The organism is Marinobacter arenosus, from assembly GCF_019264345.1.
In the GTDB taxonomy this organism is placed as follows: domain Bacteria; phylum Pseudomonadota; class Gammaproteobacteria; order Pseudomonadales; family Oleiphilaceae; genus Marinobacter; species Marinobacter arenosus.
Genome location: NZ_JAHVAO010000001.1, coordinates 1,314,833 through 1,333,844, shown reverse-complemented (window position 1 = coordinate 1,333,844; position 19,012 = coordinate 1,314,833). Strand labels below are relative to the sequence as shown.

At 60.4% G+C, this 19,012-nt stretch carries 18 protein-coding genes; 9 read left to right on the top strand and 9 right to left on the bottom strand.

Annotated elements, in window-relative coordinates:
* Positions 1-27: 27 nt before the first annotated feature.
* Entirely contained in the window at positions 28-1,908 is a 1,881-nt protein-coding gene (locus KXD86_RS06100; protein WP_218635164.1) for a methyl-accepting chemotaxis protein, read from the bottom strand.
* A 101-nt stretch (positions 1,909-2,009) separates the two neighbouring features.
* On the opposite strand from KXD86_RS06100, the gene KXD86_RS06095 reads away from it, so the two are divergent.
* Positions 2,010-2,807 carry a TSUP family transporter gene (locus tag KXD86_RS06095; RefSeq protein WP_218635163.1) on the top strand — a complete coding sequence of 266 codons (798 nt, stop codon included), beginning with the start codon at positions 2,010-2,012 and terminating at the stop codon, positions 2,805-2,807.
* 12 nt (positions 2,808-2,819) lie between these two features.
* On the opposite strand, the gene KXD86_RS06090 is transcribed toward KXD86_RS06095, so the two are convergent.
* Positions 2,820-3,485, bottom strand: a complete 666-nt coding sequence (locus tag KXD86_RS06090) for an AbiTii domain-containing protein (protein ID WP_218635162.1) — start codon at positions 3,483-3,485, stop codon at positions 2,820-2,822.
* Positions 3,486-3,676: 191 nt separating this feature from the next.
* Between KXD86_RS06090 and KXD86_RS06085 the strand changes: the two genes are divergently transcribed.
* A complete protein-coding gene (locus KXD86_RS06085; RefSeq protein ID WP_218635161.1) occupies positions 3,677-4,333 on the top strand; it encodes a protein-L-isoaspartate(D-aspartate) O-methyltransferase in 657 nt (218 codons plus the stop codon).
* A gap of 26 nt (positions 4,334-4,359) precedes the next feature.
* Here the strand turns inward: KXD86_RS06085 and KXD86_RS06080 are convergent, their stop codons facing one another.
* Together KXD86_RS06080 and astA are read right to left on the bottom strand one after the other, a co-directional pair.
* The gene (locus tag KXD86_RS06080) at positions 4,360-5,166 is read right to left on the bottom strand and encodes a DUF1338 domain-containing protein (protein WP_218635160.1); all 807 of its coding nucleotides are present in this window, start codon (positions 5,164-5,166) and stop codon (positions 4,360-4,362) included.
* A complete protein-coding gene (astA, locus tag KXD86_RS06075; RefSeq protein WP_218635159.1) occupies positions 5,156-6,268 on the bottom strand; it encodes an arginine N-succinyltransferase in 1,113 nt (370 codons plus the stop codon). Before astA ends, KXD86_RS06080 begins: the two co-directional genes overlap by 11 nt.
* A gap of 116 nt (positions 6,269-6,384) precedes the next feature.
* Between astA and KXD86_RS06070 the strand changes: the two genes are divergently transcribed.
* Positions 6,385-6,813: an Lrp/AsnC family transcriptional regulator gene (locus KXD86_RS06070; RefSeq protein ID WP_218635158.1), complete on the top strand. Its 429-nt coding sequence runs from the start codon at positions 6,385-6,387 to the stop codon at positions 6,811-6,813.
* Between the two features lie 2 nt (positions 6,814-6,815).
* On the opposite strand, the gene KXD86_RS06065 is transcribed toward KXD86_RS06070, so the two are convergent.
* On the bottom strand, positions 6,816-7,730 hold the full coding sequence (locus tag KXD86_RS06065) for a glutathione S-transferase family protein (RefSeq protein WP_218635157.1): 915 nt from the start codon (positions 7,728-7,730) through the stop codon (positions 6,816-6,818).
* A 424-nt stretch (positions 7,731-8,154) separates the two neighbouring features.
* On the opposite strand from KXD86_RS06065, the gene KXD86_RS06060 reads away from it, so the two are divergent.
* Together KXD86_RS06060 and KXD86_RS06055 are read left to right on the top strand one after the other, a co-directional pair.
* Positions 8,155-9,837: an AMP-binding protein gene (locus tag KXD86_RS06060; RefSeq protein WP_218635156.1), complete on the top strand. Its 1,683-nt coding sequence runs from the start codon at positions 8,155-8,157 to the stop codon at positions 9,835-9,837.
* 432 nt (positions 9,838-10,269) lie between these two features.
* A complete protein-coding gene (locus KXD86_RS06055; RefSeq protein WP_218635155.1) occupies positions 10,270-11,169 on the top strand; it encodes a LysR family transcriptional regulator in 900 nt (299 codons plus the stop codon).
* 6 nt (positions 11,170-11,175) lie between these two features.
* On the opposite strand, the gene KXD86_RS06050 is transcribed toward KXD86_RS06055, so the two are convergent.
* Positions 11,176-11,895 carry a transglycosylase SLT domain-containing protein gene (locus KXD86_RS06050; RefSeq protein WP_446685652.1) on the bottom strand — a complete coding sequence of 240 codons (720 nt, stop codon included), beginning with the start codon at positions 11,893-11,895 and terminating at the stop codon, positions 11,176-11,178.
* Between the two features lie 89 nt (positions 11,896-11,984).
* Here KXD86_RS06050 and KXD86_RS06045 point away from each other — a divergent pair, with 89 nt between their 5' ends.
* Positions 11,985-12,815 (top strand): DUF2059 domain-containing protein, encoded by an 831-nt coding sequence (locus KXD86_RS06045; protein ID WP_218635154.1) that lies wholly within the window; start codon positions 11,985-11,987, stop codon positions 12,813-12,815.
* Here KXD86_RS06045 and KXD86_RS06040 read toward each other — a convergent pair.
* On the bottom strand, positions 12,742-13,866 hold the full coding sequence (locus tag KXD86_RS06040) for an MBL fold metallo-hydrolase (protein WP_218635153.1): 1,125 nt from the start codon (positions 13,864-13,866) through the stop codon (positions 12,742-12,744). The genes KXD86_RS06045 and KXD86_RS06040 overlap by 74 nt on opposite strands.
* A gap of 108 nt (positions 13,867-13,974) precedes the next feature.
* Here KXD86_RS06040 and KXD86_RS06035 point away from each other — a divergent pair, with 108 nt between their 5' ends.
* Positions 13,975-15,159: a M24 family metallopeptidase gene (locus KXD86_RS06035; RefSeq protein ID WP_218635152.1), complete on the top strand. Its 1,185-nt coding sequence runs from the start codon at positions 13,975-13,977 to the stop codon at positions 15,157-15,159.
* Here KXD86_RS06035 and KXD86_RS06030 read toward each other — a convergent pair.
* Both KXD86_RS06030 and KXD86_RS06025 read right to left on the bottom strand, forming a co-directional pair.
* Positions 15,146-16,018 (bottom strand): VanZ family protein, encoded by an 873-nt coding sequence (locus KXD86_RS06030; protein ID WP_228739329.1) that lies wholly within the window; start codon positions 16,016-16,018, stop codon positions 15,146-15,148. The two genes, KXD86_RS06035 and KXD86_RS06030, sit on opposite strands and share 14 nt — an antisense overlap.
* A 77-nt stretch (positions 16,019-16,095) precedes the next feature.
* Positions 16,096-16,374 (bottom strand): peptidylprolyl isomerase, encoded by a 279-nt coding sequence (locus KXD86_RS06025; protein ID WP_218635151.1) that lies wholly within the window; start codon positions 16,372-16,374, stop codon positions 16,096-16,098.
* A 194-nt stretch (positions 16,375-16,568) separates the two neighbouring features.
* Between KXD86_RS06025 and KXD86_RS06020 the strand changes: the two genes are divergently transcribed.
* The gene (locus KXD86_RS06020) at positions 16,569-18,155 is read left to right on the top strand and encodes an ABC-F family ATPase (protein WP_218635150.1); all 1,587 of its coding nucleotides are present in this window, start codon (positions 16,569-16,571) and stop codon (positions 18,153-18,155) included.
* Positions 18,156-18,327: 172 nt separating this feature from the next.
* Complete coding sequence (locus tag KXD86_RS06015; RefSeq protein WP_218635149.1) at positions 18,328-18,891, top strand: DUF1415 domain-containing protein; 564 nt, start codon at positions 18,328-18,330, stop codon at positions 18,889-18,891.
* The last annotated feature ends 121 nt before the right edge of the window (positions 18,892-19,012 follow it).

Sequence of the window (19,012 nt, the reverse complement as noted above, 5' to 3'; positions counted from 1 at the left end):
CAAGGGTAGCCGCTGCACGGAGCAGGCCTAGAGCCGGAACCGTTGTGAGACCTCGGTCAGGGCGGCGGTCTGGGAGGATAGTCGGTCAATGTGCCGGTTGAGCTGGAGCCGGATGTCCGCGGTTTCCCGGGTGTGTCCGTGGATCTGCTCTACCTTCTGGGCAATTTCCTCCGTGGTGGTGGAAATGCCTTCCACCGACGACACCACCTGGTTCATATCGCCGGCCAGCTGGTTGATCGACCCGGTTATCTGGTCGATGGCCCGGGCAGCTTCCCCGGCGCTCTTTTCGCCCTCGCTCGCCGATTCCAGGCCCTGCTTCATCATCGTGGTAATGGCGGCGGTTTCCCGGTTCAGGGAGTCTACGATTCCGGCGATGCCGTTGGTGGCCGAAACGGTTTTCTCCGCCAGTGACCGGACCTCGTCGGCCACAACCGAGAAGCCACGGCCAGCCTCGCCGGCCCGTGCGGCTTCAATGGCCGCATTCAGGGCGAGCAGGTTGGTTTGCTCGGCGAGGCCGTTGATCACATCAACAATGGAATTGACCTTTTCCCCGGTCTTGCTGAGCTGGCCAATCTGGTCGTGGGATTCCTGGATCCGGGCGGCGAGGGCGCTCATGCTGTCGGCGCTGCGCTTGATCACCTGGGCACCGGATTGGGCGGCGCCGTTCGCACTCTGGGTGGCGGCATTGACCGACTGGGTGTACTGGGCGATGTCGATCGCGGTGTGGGAGATTTCCTGAACGGCGGTGGCGGTCTGCTCGGTTTCGTCTTCCACCTGTTCGCCGTTTCGGCCCATCTGCCCGATCAGGGCGTCGAGTTCAGCCTGCAGGCTGGCCAGTGACTTGTTACCTTCCAGCACCTGGCCGATCACCGTCGAGACATCGTCCAGCATCTTGTTGGTGGCTGCGCCGAGGCGGTTGAACTCATCCTTGGGATTCTTGCCCGGGTCCAGGCGCTGGCTGAGATCCCCGGCTGCCACCTGGCTCAACAGGGAAACCACTTCGTTCAGGCGTCTGACGAGTGTGCGTGAGGCACCGGTGAGCGTGAGGATCAGCACCACCAGAACGGCGACCGATGTGGCCACGATCAGCCAGGTGGAGGCAGTGCGGGCTTCCTCGGCCTGTTCGCTGGTGGCCGGGATCAAGCCGTTATCGAGGGCTTCGTTCTGTTGGTCGATCAGCGCCCTGAGTGCTGTCCCGCTGGCGGCCAGCCGGGTTTCAAGCTGGGCGAGGCCGCCGATGACGTTCTCCGCCTCGGCAAAGGCATCGGCCAGGCCCTGCACCGCCTGGCCGATGTCGATGTCCTGCCAGTCCATCTCCCGGACCACGCTCTGCATTCGGACGACGGCTTCCCGGGTCCGTTCGGCGTAGGCGGCGTCAAAGGTGTCCAGGTAGTCCCGGTAATTGGAGGCAATGACGTTGATGTCGTCATTGAAAATGGAAATGCTGATCTGGCGAAGGTCGTTATCGACGTATCCCGACAGGGTGGCTTTCAGCCCCTCGTCGCTGGTTAGGCCGAGTGTCTGGCTTGCCGCCAGCCATTCGTGCCGGAGTTCTGTATACTCCTGAACCTTGTCGCGCACCCGGGCGGCGGTCTTTTCCATGCCGGCACCGTCGGGCAAGTGCTGCGCGAACTCTGTCAGCTGGTCGGCCTGTCCGGTCAGTGCTTCGAGTTCGTCCTGAAACGCGGCCACACGGTCAGGCGTCAGGTCCTCACTGAGGCGCTCCAGGGCCAGCCAGTCATTGAGCAGGCCCAGCGAGGATGCGCCGTAGGCCCGCGCCTCACCGCGAGCCTCGTAGGCCTCGGACACTTTGCTCAGTCCGCTCAGTGAGGCCAGCATGGCGATGGCCAAGCCAACGAAGGTGGCCGCAATCAGCAATGAAAATTTCTGTTTCCAGGACAGGGACATCACGGTCCTCCGGTTTTTTTTGTTTGTCCGGCGCATCGGGTTAAGGATGTTATCGGCTCCCCGGGACAGAACTGGAGCATTCATTCAGAAAAAAGGGCGCTATGTCTGATCTCAGTCTTTTCCAGTACGTTCTGATCGCTCTGATCTTTATCTGGAGCGGATTTGTCCGCTCAGGCCTCGGCTTCGGCGGTGCGGTACTGTCGTTGCCTTTCCTGCTGCTGGTGCTGGACGAGCCGCTGGTATTCCTGCCGATCATCGCCGTGCATCTTCTGGTGTTCTCGTCACTGACCATCTGGTTGAACAACCGGAAGCGGTCAGCGCCCGGATCCGACGGATCCGGGGTGGCTGCTGCCGTCACCGAAGGTACCGTGGACTGGCAGTATTTGTGGCGCATCCTGGCCATCATGATCGTGCCCAAGCTGATTGGGGTTTTCGGCCTGATCACCATGCCCGGTGATGTTCTCAGTGCCATCATCTTCGTGATCGTGGCCCTGTACTCGGTGTCTTACATCGTCAACAAACCGTTCCGCAGTGGCAGCAAGACGGTGGACGCGCTGTTCCTGATGGTCGGTGGTTACATCAGCGGAACGTCCCTGATCGGGGCGCCACTGATCATTGCGGTAGCGGCACAGCACCTGCCGAAGGAAAAGCTGCGGGATACGCTTTTCGCGCTCTGGTTTATTCTGGTGCTGATCAAGATGGGGGCCTTCGTGTGGGCAGGCGTTGACCTTCAATTGATTCATCACGTGTGGTTGCTTCCCTGCGCTGCGGTGGGCCACGTTATCGGGCTCCGGGCACACGACCGTATACTGAGGGCTGAAACGCCGGTCTTTTTCCGGGTTCTGGGTACCGTGCTGCTGATTGTCAGCAGCATCGGCATGGTGAGCGTGCTCGGGTGATGGACGGGCGGTTTAGCTGGCCCGCCCGAACACCCGCTCCAGAAACCCGGCGGGTTTCACATCCGCAACCGGCAGGCTGTCCAGCTCATCCATGGCCTGGCGCCAGAACCGCTCCGGATCGTCAAGATCGGCCACCAGCGCCCGCTCGTCCGGGCTGTAGTGGTTGTGCTCGCCAGCCAGGCCCTTGGCTATCAAGGCCCCGGCGTACAGATAGATGGCTCCCCGAATGGTTCGCAGCAGCTTGCAGTACTGGTCCCGGCTGAGATTGATCGCCAGTTCCGCGCTCAGGTTGATCTGCTTTTGGAGAACCACCATGTCTTCCGGGCTGAGCAATACCCGATTGCCGTCGCCTTTTTTGCTGTTCACGCAGATCTTCTCCAGGGCCTTGGCGCCCTCAAGCAGATCCAGGTCACCGTATTCCTGCTTTTGCTGGTCGTTAACCGGCGCAGGAATCCAGCCATATTGAGGCGACCGCGCCACGATATGGCCGTGCAGGCCGTGTCGAAACGGCGGTGCCATTTCCTTGTCCTGATAGCCATCAAACTCCGCGCGCAGCCAGGCCGCCATCTTTTTGTGGCGCAGCATCATCGCAAGTGTTATCGCGGACGGAATGATGTGTTCGAGCAGCTCGGACGAATCCTGGGTCCGCTCTTCGAGGTGATTGACGGATGCAGACATTGATTTCTCCTCGACAGCGGAACTTCTGCAGCGGGTTCCGACTGCCCCGATTGTTGTTGTTTTGAGGCACCGAACGGTTGTGTTTCGGTTGGCCGTGACTAGAAAATAGTCAGACGTGCCGAGAGGCGCCGTTGTAAAAAGGTTACCGCTTTGTAACGACCGGTAAGTGAGCCGGTCGGGGAGGAGGGATCATGAACGAGCAGAGGGATTTTGCGTCGCGTCGGGCCTGGATGGTGGAGAACCAGATCATCGGGCGGGGGATTTCTTCACCGCTGGTTATCGAGGCGATGAGGCGGGTTCCCCGGGAAAAATTTGTCACCCGAACCCTGATTGACAGTGCCTACGACGACGGGCCATTACCCATCGGATCCGGGCAGACGATTTCCCAGCCCTATATTGTCGCATTGATGGCGGATGCGCTCGATCTGAAGGGTGGGGACGTGGTTCTGGATATCGGTACTGGTTCGGGGTACGCAGCGGCAGTGCTCGCCTCGATTGCCGACAGGGTGTTCAGCATCGAGCGCATTCCGGAGTTGGCGGACCACGCTGCGGAAACCCTGTCGGCCGAGGGGTATGACAACGTGGTGGTGCGCTGCGGCGACGGCACCCTGGGGTGGCCGGAGCAGGCGCCCTTCGATGGTATCTGCGTGGCGGCGGGTGCTCCCGTGGTGCCGGAGACCCTCAAACAGCAACTGAGTATCGGTGGCCACCTGGTGATCCCGGTGGGATCGGTGCACACCGTGCAGTCACTGCAGCGGGTTACCCGGATATCGGACACCGAATTCCGCAGTGAAAACCTGGGGGATGTCAGGTTTGTGCCGCTGCTGGGAGAGCAGGGGTGGTCGTGAACCACCCGCCCTCCCGAGCCGGGGGGTCACCCGGCGGCGTTGGTACTTTCGAAGATCTTGTCGGCCGAGGCGGCAACGAATCCGCTGTATAACGTACCGTCCGGTTTCGGGTAGCGCAGAGCAAACTCGTAGAAGCAGCTGGGGATGGTCTCCTCCCGGTCCGAGAAGCGAACAGGCATGCGGTCCGCCATGGTGGAGGACTGCTCCAGAAGGTCATCCGGGGAGCCTTTGACCTCACCGCCGGAGGCGTTGACGGTGTATCCGTGATCCTTCAGCAACTGGTTGATTTCCGGCACGGTATGGAACTGGGTAAGGTGATTGATGCTGACCGTGAAATGGTTGGCCCGATAGCCCCAGGCCGCCATCCAGGCCGCGTATTCGCTTTCCTCCAGCAGGGCCCGGTAGGTCTGGTAATCGACCTCCCAGTGTCGGCCGGAGTAGAGGAAATTATCCGCGGTCACGCTTTCGGGCGACACCTGGGCGACCAGGTCCTTGACCGTCGCCTGCAGCGCCGGGGAGCACTGCTCGACCAGCAGCTCGGAAATGAATACCTTGGGCGCGTTCGGATCCGGGTGCTCATAATGCCGGGCATAGAGTTTTTTTGCGTCAAAGTGGTACTCGCCACCCTGGCGGTAACCCAGGCTCAGGAAATGCTCTGCGAGCGCGTCGAGGCCGACCGGCGGCAGGTTGAACGTCCGCAGGGCGATGTGATCGTTCACGATGGCCTGACCTTCCTCGGCGCCCAGGATGCGATGAATCTCCTCAGCCGACGGCGTGACCTCCCGGTAGCTTTGCCAGAGTTGTTGGAACAGGGAATCGCGGTCAGTGTGCATAATGGATCTCCGGACGAGTGGGGTTAAGGTCTGCCGTTGCATTGTGCCGCGAACGGGTCAGGGGCAGGGCCTGGCAGGTTCCGCCCTGCTCAAGGGCCAGTCCGCGCGCCTGTTCCGGGCTCAGGCAAAGTGTATGGGTGCCGTGCATGCTGGCGTCGGTCACGACCGTGGCCCGGAAGCCTGCCGTTCCAGTATTGGTGATCAGCAGCGGTGTGGCAATTGGTTCACGGGACCGTTTCTGGAACTGGCTGGCCGGACCTGTGTCCACCTGAACCTGCCAGTCCCGGGCCTCCCGCACGCTGCGGATCTCGGACAGCAGGCATTCCACCGTGGGGCCCGCGTCGAACAGATCCACCAACCCCTTATGGCGAAAGCCTTCGGCCTCCAGCATGTGCAGGGCCGGGCGAGTGTGCTCGTGCACCTGGCTGATCACGGCCCGTGCCTCGGGACTCATCAGGCAGGTATACAGCGGATGCGCGGGCATGAGCTCTTCAATGAAGTCGGTATAGCCGGAGCCAACGAGGCTGGTGGCCGAGGCGAATTCCATGTCGACAAAGTGGGCTTTCAGCCAGTTCCAGAAAGGGGACTGGCCCGAAGCGTCTGATACACCGCGCATTTCGGCAATCACTGTGTCGGAGAAACGCTCGGGGTGCAGCGCCATGAACAGGAAGCGAACCCTCGACAGCAGTTTGCCGGCGTTGGCGCGTCGGAACTCCGGTCGCAGGTAGAGTGAACAGATTTCGGAACATCCGGAATAGTGGTTGCACCGGGTCAGGGTTTCCACGCTCCGCCGAAGACCCAGATCGCGGGAATGGTGGGTCACGGTATTGCGATGGAAATGGTAGAGCGGTTTGGTGTGACCGGCCGAGGCTTCAATGCCGGTGGTACCCAGTATGTCTCCGGTGTCCTCGTCTTCCAGTACGAACAGGTAGTGTTCGTCGCCGGGCTCTGAAACCGCCCGGCGGAAACTGGCCATGGAGTGCTCAATCTTGCGCGCAAGCGCGTCGCGGTCCGGCATCAGGGAGGTGAACCCCGGTCCGGACTCGATGGCGATCTGGTACAGCGTGTCCAGATCGGAAGGCGCAATGGGGCGAATGATCATGACCAACATCCTGAAATGGTTTGGGCACAGTATGAACAGTGAATCTGTCGGTTTGCAGATGCAAAGTGATCGAAATGAGTTAAGCTGATGACAAAATGAGTCGATGAGTTGTCAAAATGATTGGTAAACAGGATCAGAAGCTGCTGATGCTGCTGCGTCAGAACGCCCGCGCGAGCATCACAGACCTTGCCAGAACCCTGCATGTGTCCAGATCCACGGTGCAGAATCGCATTGCCCGGCTGGAAGCCAGCGGCGTCATTCGGGGCTATTCCGTGCTGCTGGGTGGCGAGTTTTCCGCCAACCAGGTGGAGGCCCATGTCTCGATTAAGGTGCTGCAAAAGCTCACGGCCAGAACCAACGCCGCGCTGGAGGAAATTACCCAGGTGTCGCAATTGTTCTCGGTGAGCGGTGAGTACGATCTGATCGCGATCGTCCAGGCTCAGTCCCTGGAGGAACTGAGCGCGGTGCTGGACGACATCGGCAATCTGGAGGGGGTGGAGCGCACCAACTCGGCGGTGGTGCTGGAAACCCGGTTCCGGCGTTGAGGTTACGCCGGTTTGATCCGGAACCCCTGTTTGGGAAAGTGCACGTGTAACGGCCCCGTTTCGGGGACGTTGCGGGCAAGGATCGCTTCGCGGGCGCCGGCATGGACGAGGGTGCCGGTGACCGGATCGCGACCATAGTCCGTCGGCGCCACGCTCACCTCGGTGCCCAGCATCTCGTTATCGCCACCAGACGGCAGCTCCCTGGGCTCGGCGTGCCGGGCGCGCGCAATCGCCTCGTCTGCGGACAGGTCCTGAGCGTTTCCGTGGCCGAAGGCTTTCATGCGGGCCATCCACGAGCCCACTTTCGGGAAATCCCGCAGCCAGGGCTTGCCAGCCAATTCGCAAACAAACCACAGCCCGTGGTAGGCCGAGAAATCGGCGATACAGGGGGTGGTGCCGAACAGGAAGTCGTGGTCCAGTCGGCGCTCGAGATCGGCAAGGTGGGCCATCACCTTGTCCTTCGCCTCGGCGCCGCGCACTGTTTTGACCCTGGATTTCTTGCCCATGCTGATCCGGTCCTTGAGGAACCGGAGGGCATGAAGCAGGGAGGTCTCGCGGATCAATTTGCGCAGCAGCCGGCCGTCACTGGCCGAAATCACGCAGGCCATGAAAATGTCCAGATCGACCGCCTCAACAAAGGCCTGAACGTCCTCGGGCTGTTGCTCCAGAATCAGTTCCGGCTTGTCCGCCAGGCGAGCAATTTCGGCGGCGATCGTTCGAGTGTCGCAAAAAATGTCGGCGCCCAATTGGGCAACCGGAACCTTGCGATAGCCGCCGGCCAGGATGTTCAGCTCCGGACGAGGGGGCATTTCACGCACGATGACGGATGACCAGGAGAGGTTGGCGTATCCCAGCATCGCCCGGATTTTTTCGGAAAAAGGCGACATGGGGTAATGGAACAGCACAAGATCTGACATGAAAGACGCATCCATTCTCGGAAAAGCGCAGTGTACAGCAGGATGCGACCAGTACCAGGCCAGTGTTCAGTCTGTCGGGGCCAGTCCCGGAGGTTCAGGTACCGAGCAGGCCCGCATAAGCGCAGTAAAGGAAGGCACCGGAGCCCATCAGGATGACGCCCCACGCGGGGAAAATCAGGAATGAGCGGGACGATGTCTTCATGGTCACCTCCTACCAGTGGCGAGAACCGTTACGCTTCAGGTGTCACTCTAGACCAGGTTCGGGGCTTGTCACGGAGAAAAGTGTGAACTATTGCTCATTTGTGGTGGCTTTGGCGATTCGTGCGGAAGCTTGTGGCTATTGAGCGGCTGGAAAATACCGCTACTATGAGGGGCACCGGATTCTACAAAACCACCGTCCGATAACAACAACAAGGAGCCGTGAATGGCTGTCGATCCGCAAAAGCAGACCTCCCTGCATTGCCTCTATTACTGGGCGAAACAAACGCCTGACAAAGTCTATCTCACCCAACCCTTCAGTGACGGCCGGGTGGAGGACATCACCTGGAAAGACGCCGCCGACCAGGTGTCCCGAATTGCAGCGTACCTGAACAGCCTGGACCTTCCGGACCGGAGCAACATTGCCATACTGGGCAAGAATAGCGCGCACTGGATTCTGGCAGATCTTGCCATCTGGGCCGCCGGTCATGCATCGGTGCCTCTGTATCCGACCCTGAACGGAGACACCGCTGCCTATGTGCTTGAGCACAGTGAGGCCAAGCTGATGTTCCTTGGCAAGCTGGATGGCACCGCCGATGGCTGGAATGACATCAAGGGCCATATCCCCGAGGATCTTCCGATTATCTCGCTGCCCATGTCGCCGAGGGACGATACGCCGAAATGGGTTGATCTGGTGGCGCAGAACGAGCCGGCGGAACTCAAGTTGCCGGATCCGGATTCACTGGCGACCCTGGTCTACACCTCCGGCAGTACCGGACGGCCCAAGGGCGTTATGCACAGTTTCCGGACCATGATTTCAGTGGCCGACGGTCTCCAGCAGCTGTTCCCCGTTTCTGGCGAGGAGCGCATGCTGTCGTACCTGCCCCTGGCCCATGTGGCGGAACGCGCGGCGGTGGAAACCCAGTCGTTGTATTACGGTTTCCATCTGTATTTTGCCAATTCCCTCGATACCTTCCAGGAGGATCTTCAGCGAGCGCGGCCGACGCTGTTCTTCTCGGTGCCCCGCCTCTGGATGAAGTTCTACCTGGGGGTGAACGCCAAGCTGCCGCCGAAGAAACAGAAGCTGTTGTTCAACATCCCGGTGGTCCGCTCGCTGGTGAAAAAGAAGGTGCTGAAGCAGTTGGGGCTGGATCATTGTCGCGCCGCGCTGACCGGTGCCGCGCCGCTGTCTGCGGACATCATTGCCTGGTACCGGAACCTGGGTCTGGAATTGCTGGAAGTGTATGGCATGTCGGAAAACTTTGGCTATTCCCATGCCAACCGGCCGGGCCAGGCCAAGGTGGGCACCGTGGGTAATGCCAATCCGGGCGTGGAGCATCGCATCGCTGAAGGGGGAGAAGTCCAGGTCAAGAGCCCCGGTCAGATGCTCGGGTACTACAAGAACGAGGAAAAAACCCGGGAGGACGTCACCGACGATGGCTTCCTGAAGACCGGCGATATGGGCGAGATCGACAGTGATGGTTGCCTGCGTATCACCGGGCGGGTCAAGGATCTGTTCAAGACCGCGAAAGGCAAGTACGTGGTTCCGGTGCCGATCGAGAGCCGGTTTAATCACCCGAAGGCTGAAGTGGTGTGTGTGGCCGGTGCGAATCAGCCGCAACCCTGCCTGATGGTTCTGTTGTCAGAGGAAGCCCGGGGTGAGCTGCTGTCGGGCGGGGATCGCGGGGAACTGGAGCAGGAACTCGCCCGGGAACTGGACGCCGTGAACGCTCAATGCGAGGCCCATGAGAAGCTGGCCTTTGTCGTGGTCGTCAAGGAACCCTGGACCATGGAGAACGGCATGCTGACCCCGACCATGAAAATCAAGCGCAACGTGATCGAAGACTTCTACAATCGAAAAATGGACGAGTGGTTCGGTCAGAAGAAGAAGGTGGTCTGGGAATTCTGAGTCCTGGACGTAAAACGCCGGTGACCCTTTCGGTGTCACCGGCGCTCTCAAATCCTTATGTGCGGTTTTCAGCTTCGCGCGTCCCGCGCCTGCTCAGATCGGGTTTTAGTGACCGCCCTGCATCTGAGTCATATCCGGTGAAACTGCTCCTGCTTTCCTGTTCCAGGAACGAATCTTACGGCTGATAAACTGAACCGCCTGCTTGGAAGCAGCGCGGGTATACTGGCGCCTGACCTCAGCACTATTGTGGAGGATCGTGGACGGCAGCGGGTGAACAGTTGCGATATGGTTCTGAGTCATAGCGCCTTCCTCCTTACTTACTTGGGTGAATTAGTTAGCGATCTACCTTTAATTTACGAGAGAGTGTAAGGGTTCTTTTTTGCAGTAGTAATACGGTAAAATCCTTACTCACGTTGCAAATATGCAGTTATTATGGATTGGGATTATCTTCGATATATACGTGCCCTGGCAATAGGCGGAACGCTTGCCAGGGCCGGTGAAATGCTGGGTGTGCACCAAACCACTGTTTTGCGTCGACTTGATCAGATGGAAGAGTCGATGGGGGTGCAGTTCTTTGAACGGAACCGGGATGGATTACAGCTTACGCCGGTCGGTGAAACCGCGTTTCGGGAAGCCGAAAGGCTGGCAGTGGCCATGGAGAATCTGGAGCGAAAGCTGGTTGGTCAGGATGCCTCCCCGGTTGGCAAGGTTCGGCTGGCGGCGGAAGACGCCACCATGAACGCGCTGCTCAGCCCGATTCTGGCGGAGCTGGTCCGCGAGTTCCCCGACATCGAGCTGGAAGTGCTGACCGACAACGACGTGGCCAACCTGAGCCACCGGGAAGCCGACCTGACCCTGCGATGCGAAAACAAGCCCCAGGCGACCCTGGATGGTGAGCGGATTGCGGCCGTTGATTCTGCGGTTTACGGCTCAGCGCGATACTGCCGTCGGCACCGGGATATGGACATCGAGAATCATCCGGAAGACTGTGTCTGGATTATTCCCGATGAAACCTTCAGCCATCTGGCGACCGGACGCTGGTACCGCAAACACCTCAAGAACGCCCAGTCACTGATTCGATGCAACAGCCTCCAATCCATGCACGCGCTGGCCTGTGCCGGTGCTGGCTTGGCCGTGTTGCCCTGTTACCTCGGGGAGAACTCCCGGGAGCTTCGTCGGCTGTCGGAACCATTGGAAGGCGAGAGCGTCGACCTGTGGCTACACGTGAGCCAGGACACCCAGCAGATGGCCAGGGTGCGGATCGTCATGGAATATCTGGTGGATCGACTCAAGGCACTGGAAACGGCCATCGAGATCAACACGTCGCCGTAGCGGCGGTTATCCACAAAACGGCCAGAACTGATACCAGCGCCAGCACTGGAATTCCTGCTCGCAGGTCTGGAGTTGATTGTCGTAGCGGAAGGCACGGCTTTGCACTCGGGAGGCCAGCGACTGGATGGCCGGTTTGCTCTCGTAGGTCCTGCGGCTGTAGCCGCCTCGTCCCTCGTGGTAGGCCAGGTAGAGGCGGCGCGGGCTGTAGAATGAAACGCCCAGCTGCTGGTGGGTCAAACGGTTATACCACCCGACAAAATCCAGCGCGTGTTCCATGTCAGTGCGAACGGTGAACCAGCCGTCGCCGTTCGCTTCCAGGTATTCCTGCCAGGCTGGATCCAGGGCCTGGGCATAGCCGTAGGCCGACGTGGGCCGTGTCCACGGAATCAATCCCCACAACAGTGTCCTGGGTGGCCTCGCATGGCTGCGAAACGACGATTCGTAGTATACGAAGGCCATCTGGGTGGCGATGGGGGTGCCCCACCGGGATTGTGACTCGCGGGCGTAGTCGTACCACACCGGGTGCTCCCGGAAGATCTCGCAGAGGTTATCGGGGTTGGCCGGCGGATCGGGCGCCAGCAGGCTGAACCGAAGAGTGGCCCAGGTTCCCATCAGAAGACCAAGTACGGGCAACCCATACCATTTGGCGCGGGAACGCCAGACATTACGCCGGGGTTGTCGGCGCCGTTTGCGCCGGCGCCAGGGTTTTCCGAGTTTCCCTACCAAACTGTCATCTCCGGAGCCCAGGGATTGCTTGATGAATGAGCGGAACACGTGTCATAAACGGGGCAATCACACATTGGGATGATAGAGAAATGAAGCTTGGTACCCTAGTTAAACCTCTTTTAGTCGCCGGCCTGTTCGCGGCCGGCCCCGTGTTCGCGGCCCCGAGCCCCGAGCAGGTGCTGGCCGCGTCACCGGTTGACGACATCGTTGCCCAGTACCCGGCCATGATGAGCCAGGGCATTCGCGATGGCCTGAAGCGTGGCGGCCAAGTGCCACCGATGGTGGCCGAGACCATCGGACATGTGGTCAGCAGCAGTTTTCGCGCGGCCGACATTGAGCAGCAGATCGTGAAGGACCTGGAAGCGAACCTCACGGACCAGCAGCTGGAGGCGGTGCGTGACTGGTATGAGACGCCGGTAGCCCGGAAGATCTCGGCGGCAGAGATTGCCGCCTCCAATCCCGCGGCCTGGAACGACATTCGGGCCAAAGCGCCTGAGCTGAACAAGCAATACCAGGGCACGGACCGGGCCCGTATGTTTGACCGTTTTGATCGCGCGGCCCGGGCCACCGAAAGTGCCGTGGATACCACCATCGCCGTGCAACTGGGTTTGGCCACGGCCATGGCGGCGTTCAGCAGTGACTCCATGCATTACGATCAGTTGAAGCAACAGATCGAGAGCCAGCGCAGCACCATTCGGGGTGTCGTGGGGCAGCAGGTGTACGACAGTTACCTGTACACCTATCAAAAGATCGGCGCCCAGGAAATGGGGATGTACATGGATTTTCTGGAAAGCGGCCCGGGCGCGGCTTTTTCACGGGTGGTGACCAACAGCATCCAGCGGGCCATTACCGAACCGATCGAGTCGGTTGGGAAGCAGATGGCGACGTTTCTCGCTCCGGAACCAGCAAACGGTCAGTGAAGCGTCCAAGCTCGGAATACACCTTGTCGCGCCGGCGGGCGTAACGGTGTGAGAAATGAAAGGCGACCAGTTGTCGGACCCCGGCCGCATTGGCGATGCGGGCGGTGGCCTCCGTCGTCAGATGCCCGGTGCGTCGGGCCTGGTCTGCGTCTTCCAGCATGAAGGAGGATTCGCAGAACAGCGTATGGGCGCCCCGTGCCAGGACGGTCATCTTCTCGATGTTTTCCCGTGTGTCCGCGAAATCGGTGGCGTAGACCACGGGCTCTCCGGGGGCCTGGATCAGCAGCCTGGCCGCGAGGTCTTCGGCCCGGTAGCTGTAGCCATTGCCAGGTGAGATCAGCGTGTCCGGATTGCTCCGCAGTACCGCCATCTTGAGATCGTGCAGCCAGGGGCCGGGCTCGGCCTTGAGCGACTCCACACCGTTCTTTCGTACATTGAGTTTGCCGAACGGCTCCCAGGAGAAGGCCATGACCGGCGTTCCGTGATCCAGCATGGCCGCCCGTACCCGGAATTCCGGTTCCTGGTAAATCACATTCTCAGGCGTCGCCTGATCTTCCAGGGGTTCCGGCGGCCCTTCACCCGCATTCAGTTTCCAACGTTTGAGGTGGTCGCCGTGCCACTCATGAACCACAAACCGGGGCCCGCGATCCTCCACCCGGTCCCAGAGCACGCCCTGGATCATACCGGTAATGTGCCCCAGTAATCCCGGCGGCCCAAACAGCCGGCAGGGTGGAAAGTGGCCAATTCGACTGCGCATGAACCACATGAACCCGCCGATGTGGTCGGCATGAGCATGACTGATGAAAACGTCGCTGACCTGATGGGCCGAGCGCAGGGCCATGCGCCCACTGTCTCCCATATCGAACAGAAGGCTGCGGGACTGGTGGAGCAGGCGAAGCTGGAGCAGCGGGTCGCCGCCGACGCCATTGACCAGGGACGCTACGGCGGCGCCCACTCGCACGGCGACCTGGGGATCGTGGGCGATGCTGGTGAGCGCACCCAGTTCCACGCTGACTTCAAAAGCGCCCGTTCCATCGTGATTGCGGGGCATATTGGGGACCTCCCATTCCGGTTACCGGTCAGTTGGGGTGGCCGAAAGTTGTACAACGGCGAATTTGGGTCCAATCTCATTAGTATATGCAACTGAGGAGTTGCTCCCATGGATTTCAATGCCTATCAGAAAGCGTTGTCGCTTCAATCGCGAGGCTCCGAATGTCCATTCCCGCCTGAGGAATACGATCAGAGACTGTCTCGCGTCCGTAATCGGATGGAAGCCGATGACATAGACGCGCTGCTGTTGACCGACTGTTCCGATATTTTCTACCTGACCGGCTACAGCACCTTCGAGGTGTCCGTGCATGTGGCCCTGGTCGTGACCGCCTCCTCCCTGTTACTGCAGGTGCCCTCCATCGAAATGGGCCCGGCCATGGTGACCACCCGCGTCCGGCAGGTTTCGGGGTATCGGTGGGAGGGCATCGGCGAAGTGCTTGGCCCGTTGATTGATGCCCTGAATGACTCGGCCGACACCGTTGGCATCGACGCCTGGCACGGATCCCTTCGCCAGGGGGTGCTGGAAGGCCTGAAAGAACGGTTGCCGGGTGTCCGCTTTGTCGACGCGGGTGGGCTGGTCAAGAAAGTCCGTCTGATAAAATCCGAGATGGAAATCGGCCTGTTGCGTCGCAGCGCGAGTATCACGGCAGAGGGGCTGAGGGCCGCGGTAGCTGTCGTTCGGCCTGGAATAACCGACAACGAGGTGGCTGCCGTTGGTGCCCGGGCGTTGCTGGAGGCGGGCAGTGAGTTCATGAGCATGCAACCCATCGTAACCGCCGGGGTGCGCAGCAGCGTGATTCATGCCAATCACAAGCGTTGCCGCATTGAGCCGGATGAACCGGTTTTCCTGGAGTTTGGTTCGGCCTGGCATCGCTACACGGCGCCCATGATGCAAACGGTGGTGGCGGGCCAACCGTCTGCCGACATGCGGCGGGTATTCGACGGCTGCCGTCGGATTGTGGATGCGCTGCTGGCAGCGGTGAGACCGGGTGTCACCTTTGATTCCGCCGCCCAGGCGGCGGAACGGGCGCTGGCGCCACTGGCGGGGATGGTCTTCTTTTCCGGGGTGTTCGGGTACACGGTCGGTGCCCAGTTCCCACCCTCGTGGGTGGAAGGTTCCGGGTTCATCGCCCGGGGAGGAAATACCGAGTTCAAGCCGGGCATGGTGTTTCATTTGCCGATCTGTCTACGCGTGCCCGGGCAGTGGGGGATTGGCTGCAGTGAGACGATTCTGGTGACTGAACGGGGCGCGGAGCCGATCACCGCCAACCCCTGGTCGCTCAATCCAGTCTGAGATCAAGCAGGTAGACGGTTCTTGGCGTAGGCAGCCGGACGGCGAAGAGGGTCAGCCGATGCACGCGGCTCATATCCATGGTGCGGTCGCTGGGCGCGTTCCGGACATCGTTCAGGGCCAGTGTCAGTGTGTGAGGGCCTGGAGCGAGCGTGAACGAGGTGTTGTAGCGATCGCTGTGGGCGTTGTCGCCATGTTCGTGCATCAGATCGTTGATCCGGAGCGTCAGTGGTAGGGGGGTTGGGTCCGGGTTGAACAGGCTGATCCTCAGGGTGTCGTACTGGCGCCAGTCAGCCGGCAGGTTGATCAGGGACGCGCCCGAGTATCGGTCGGTGTCCAGCTCAATCCTCAGGCTCTTGGCGTCATCCTGAACCGGATTGGGAGACGGTTCGAGGTCGCCGAGCCAGTAGGGCGAGGGATCCTCGTGATCGAAGTTGTACAGTTGCGGCAACTGGTTGCTCAGCTCGAACTGCCGGGCCGCGACGATACCGGTGGCGCCCAGCTCGACAATCACCAACAGGCTGGTGGCGGCGGCCACCCCGATCATCAAGGCGTTGTGCCGGAGCGGACGCCCGATCAGTGGCTGCCAGGCCAGAATCAGCCAGACCCCGGTAAGATTGCGCAGGACATCCCGCCAGTCTGCATCCCGTCCCAGTTGCGACTGGGCGGCTTCAATCAGTGCACCAGCCACCAGCATGATCACGGTCGCAGCCAGCCAGAGCCGCCAGCCTTCCAGCCACCGCCACGGGCGCAGAACCAGCGTCAGCAGGGCGAAGAACGCGATGTGGCCCAGGTTCCACACGGAGGTGTTCAGAGGCCCGGGCAGCCAGTCGGGGCCACCCATGAAAAACAGTGGTGCCATGACGAGAACGCCCGCGAAAGCCAGCGTTTGCAGACGCTGACTCTTGCGGGCGTGCTTTTGCGACGGGCCAAAACCCATTAGCTGCGGCTGGTCACTTCCAGCAGGTGGTAGCCGAACTGGGTCTTGATCGGACCGATCACGGTGTTCAGTTCGCTGTTGAATACAGCTTTGTCGAACTCGGGGACCATCTGGCCTGGGCCAAACGCACCCAGGTCGCCGCCATTGCGGCCGGACGGACAGGATGAGTGCTGCTTCGCGACTTCCGCGAAATCCTGGCCACCTTCGATGGCCTTCTTCAATTCTTCACACTTTGCTTCGCTCTCTACCAGGATGTGGCGTGCTGTTGCCTGTGCCATGGTCGGACTCCTCTTGGGTGTATGGATACATCAGAACGGGAATGCTGCCCGTACCCACCGCCTGAGGCAAGCGCTTTTTATCCGTGTTTCTCCGGTCTCACGGTCTGGGCTGCAAACCTGTACAATGCCGGCTTTCTTTCGCCGGCGCCAGTGCCTGGGTGCACTGTCGGCCCTCACGTTGATAGGTTTCTTTCTTGATTTCCACCGCCAATATCACCATGCAGTTCGGGGCCAAGCCCCTGTTTGAAAACGTGTCTGCCAAATTCGGCAATGGCAACCGGTACGGCCTGATCGGCGCCAACGGCTGCGGCAAATCCACGCTGATGAAAATTCTCGGTGGCGATCTCGAGCCGTCGTCCGGCCAGGTCATGCTGGAGCCGAACGTCCGTCTGGGTAAACTGCGCCAGGACCAGTTTGCCTACGAGGACTGCACGGTGATGGATACCGTGATCATGGGCCACGAAGAACTCTGGCAGGTGAAGAAGGAACGGGACTGGATCTATTCCCAGGCCGAGATGAGCGAGGAAGACGGCATGGCCGTGGCGGACCTGGAAGTACAGTTCGCCGAGATGGATGGCTACACCGCCGAATCCCGCGCCGGCGAGCTGTTGCTGGGCCTGGAAATTCCGCTTGAGGAGCACAATGGTCCGATGAGCGCCCTGGCTCCGGGTTGGAAGCTTCGGGTATTGCTCGCCCAGGCGCTGTTTTCCGATCCCGATGTGCTGCTGCTCGATGAGCCCACCAACCACCTGGATATCAACACCATCCGCTGGCTGGAAAACATTCTGGTGGCCCGGAACAGCACCATGATCATCATCTCCCACGACCGCCACTTCCTGAACAGCGTGTGCACCCACATGGCGGACCTGGATTACGGGGAGTTGAGGCTGTTCCCCGGCAACTACGACGAGTACATGACCGCCGCCACCCAGGCCCGCGAGCGCATGATGGCGGACAACGCCAAGAAAAAGGCCCAGATTGCCGAACTGCAGCAGTTCGTCAGCCGGTTCTCGGCCAACGCCTCCAAGGCCAAGCAGGCCACCTCCCGGGCCCGCCAGATCGACAAGATCCAGCTGGAAGAGGTGAAGCCGTCCAGCCGGGTCAGCCCGTTCATCCGGTTCGAGCAGGGCAAGAAGCTGCATCGCCAGGCGGTGACACTGAAGGACCTGACGAAGGGCTTCGACGGCGAGGCACTGTTCAACAAACTGAACCTGCAGGTCGAGGCCGGCGAGCGCGTGGCCATCATCGGGCCCAACGGCATCGGCAAAACCACGTTGCTCCAGTGCATGGCAGGCGCCTATGAGCCCGACGGCGGCGAAGTGAAGTGGACCGACAGCGCCGAGGTCGGCTACTTCGCCCAGGACCACACCGCCGATTTCGCCGACGATGAAACCCTGACCGACTGGATGGCCCAGTGGACGACGGGCGGCGAGCAGCTGGTGCGCGGCACCCTCGGGCGGATGCTGTTCTCGGGTGATGACATCGGTAAATCGGTACGGGTGATCTCAGGTGGTGAGCAGGGTCGTATGCTCTTTGGCAAGCTGATTCTGCAGAAGCCCAACGTGATGTTGATGGATGAGCCCACCAACCACCTGGACATGGAGTCCATCGAAGCGTTGAACCTGGCGCTGGAGAACTACCCCGGCACACTGATCTTTGTCAGCCATGATCGGGAGTTTGTTTCTTCGCTGGCGACGCGCATTATCGAATTGAGTGCGGATGGGGTGACGGATTTCAGTGGCTCTTATGATGATTACCTTCGGAGCCAGGGTTACCTTTAATTCTTGGTTTTGCGGGGGCTGGACAAGCGGGTCGGGCTGTCCAGAACCCGCTCAAGCACATCCATGTGGCGCTTGAGCTCCGCCATCCATGGCTCCGCACAGTTCTGGACAGCCCGACCCGCTTGTCCGACCAGACTGCCGAGTTTGCGGCCGGCTTCAACAGGAATCGAGTATGAACGAAGCAGCGGTAATTGAAGCATCCCGGAAATGGGTTGAAGACGTAGTCGTTGGCTACAACCTTTGTCCGTTCGCCAAGCGCGAGCTGGTCCGGAATCGTGTCCGGTTCGTGGTGTCTGAGGCAACGACTGAAGACGACCTCCTGCAGGCACTGCACTCGGAGCTGCAGCGTCTGGATGATGAGCCCGACGTTGAAACCACGGTGCTGATTCACCCCGGTGTTTTGCAGGATTTTGACGCCTACAATGAATTTCTGGATGCGGCCGATGGCTTGTTGGCCTATCTCGAGATGGAAGGCGTATACCAGGTTGCGAGCTTCCATCCGGATTATCAGTTCGAAGGCACAGGACCGGATTCGGCGGAGAATTACACCAATCGGTCGCCGTATCCCATGCTTCACCTGCTGCGCGAGGCCAGTCTGGAAGCGGCGATTGAAAGTTATCCGGACGTAGATGGGATTCCACAGAGAAACATCGAACTGATGGAAAACCTCGGTGCTGACAAAATGCGGGATATTCTCACGAAGTGTCTGAAGAACTCCGGGAACGCCGGGGAGTAAAACGGGGAGCAGGCGGAGCTCGCTTTTCAAAACTGTGCGAAGCCATGGATGGCGTAGCTCAAGCGTCACATGGACGTGCCGAAGGAGCGGGTTTTGAAAAGGGGGCACCGCCTGCGATAGC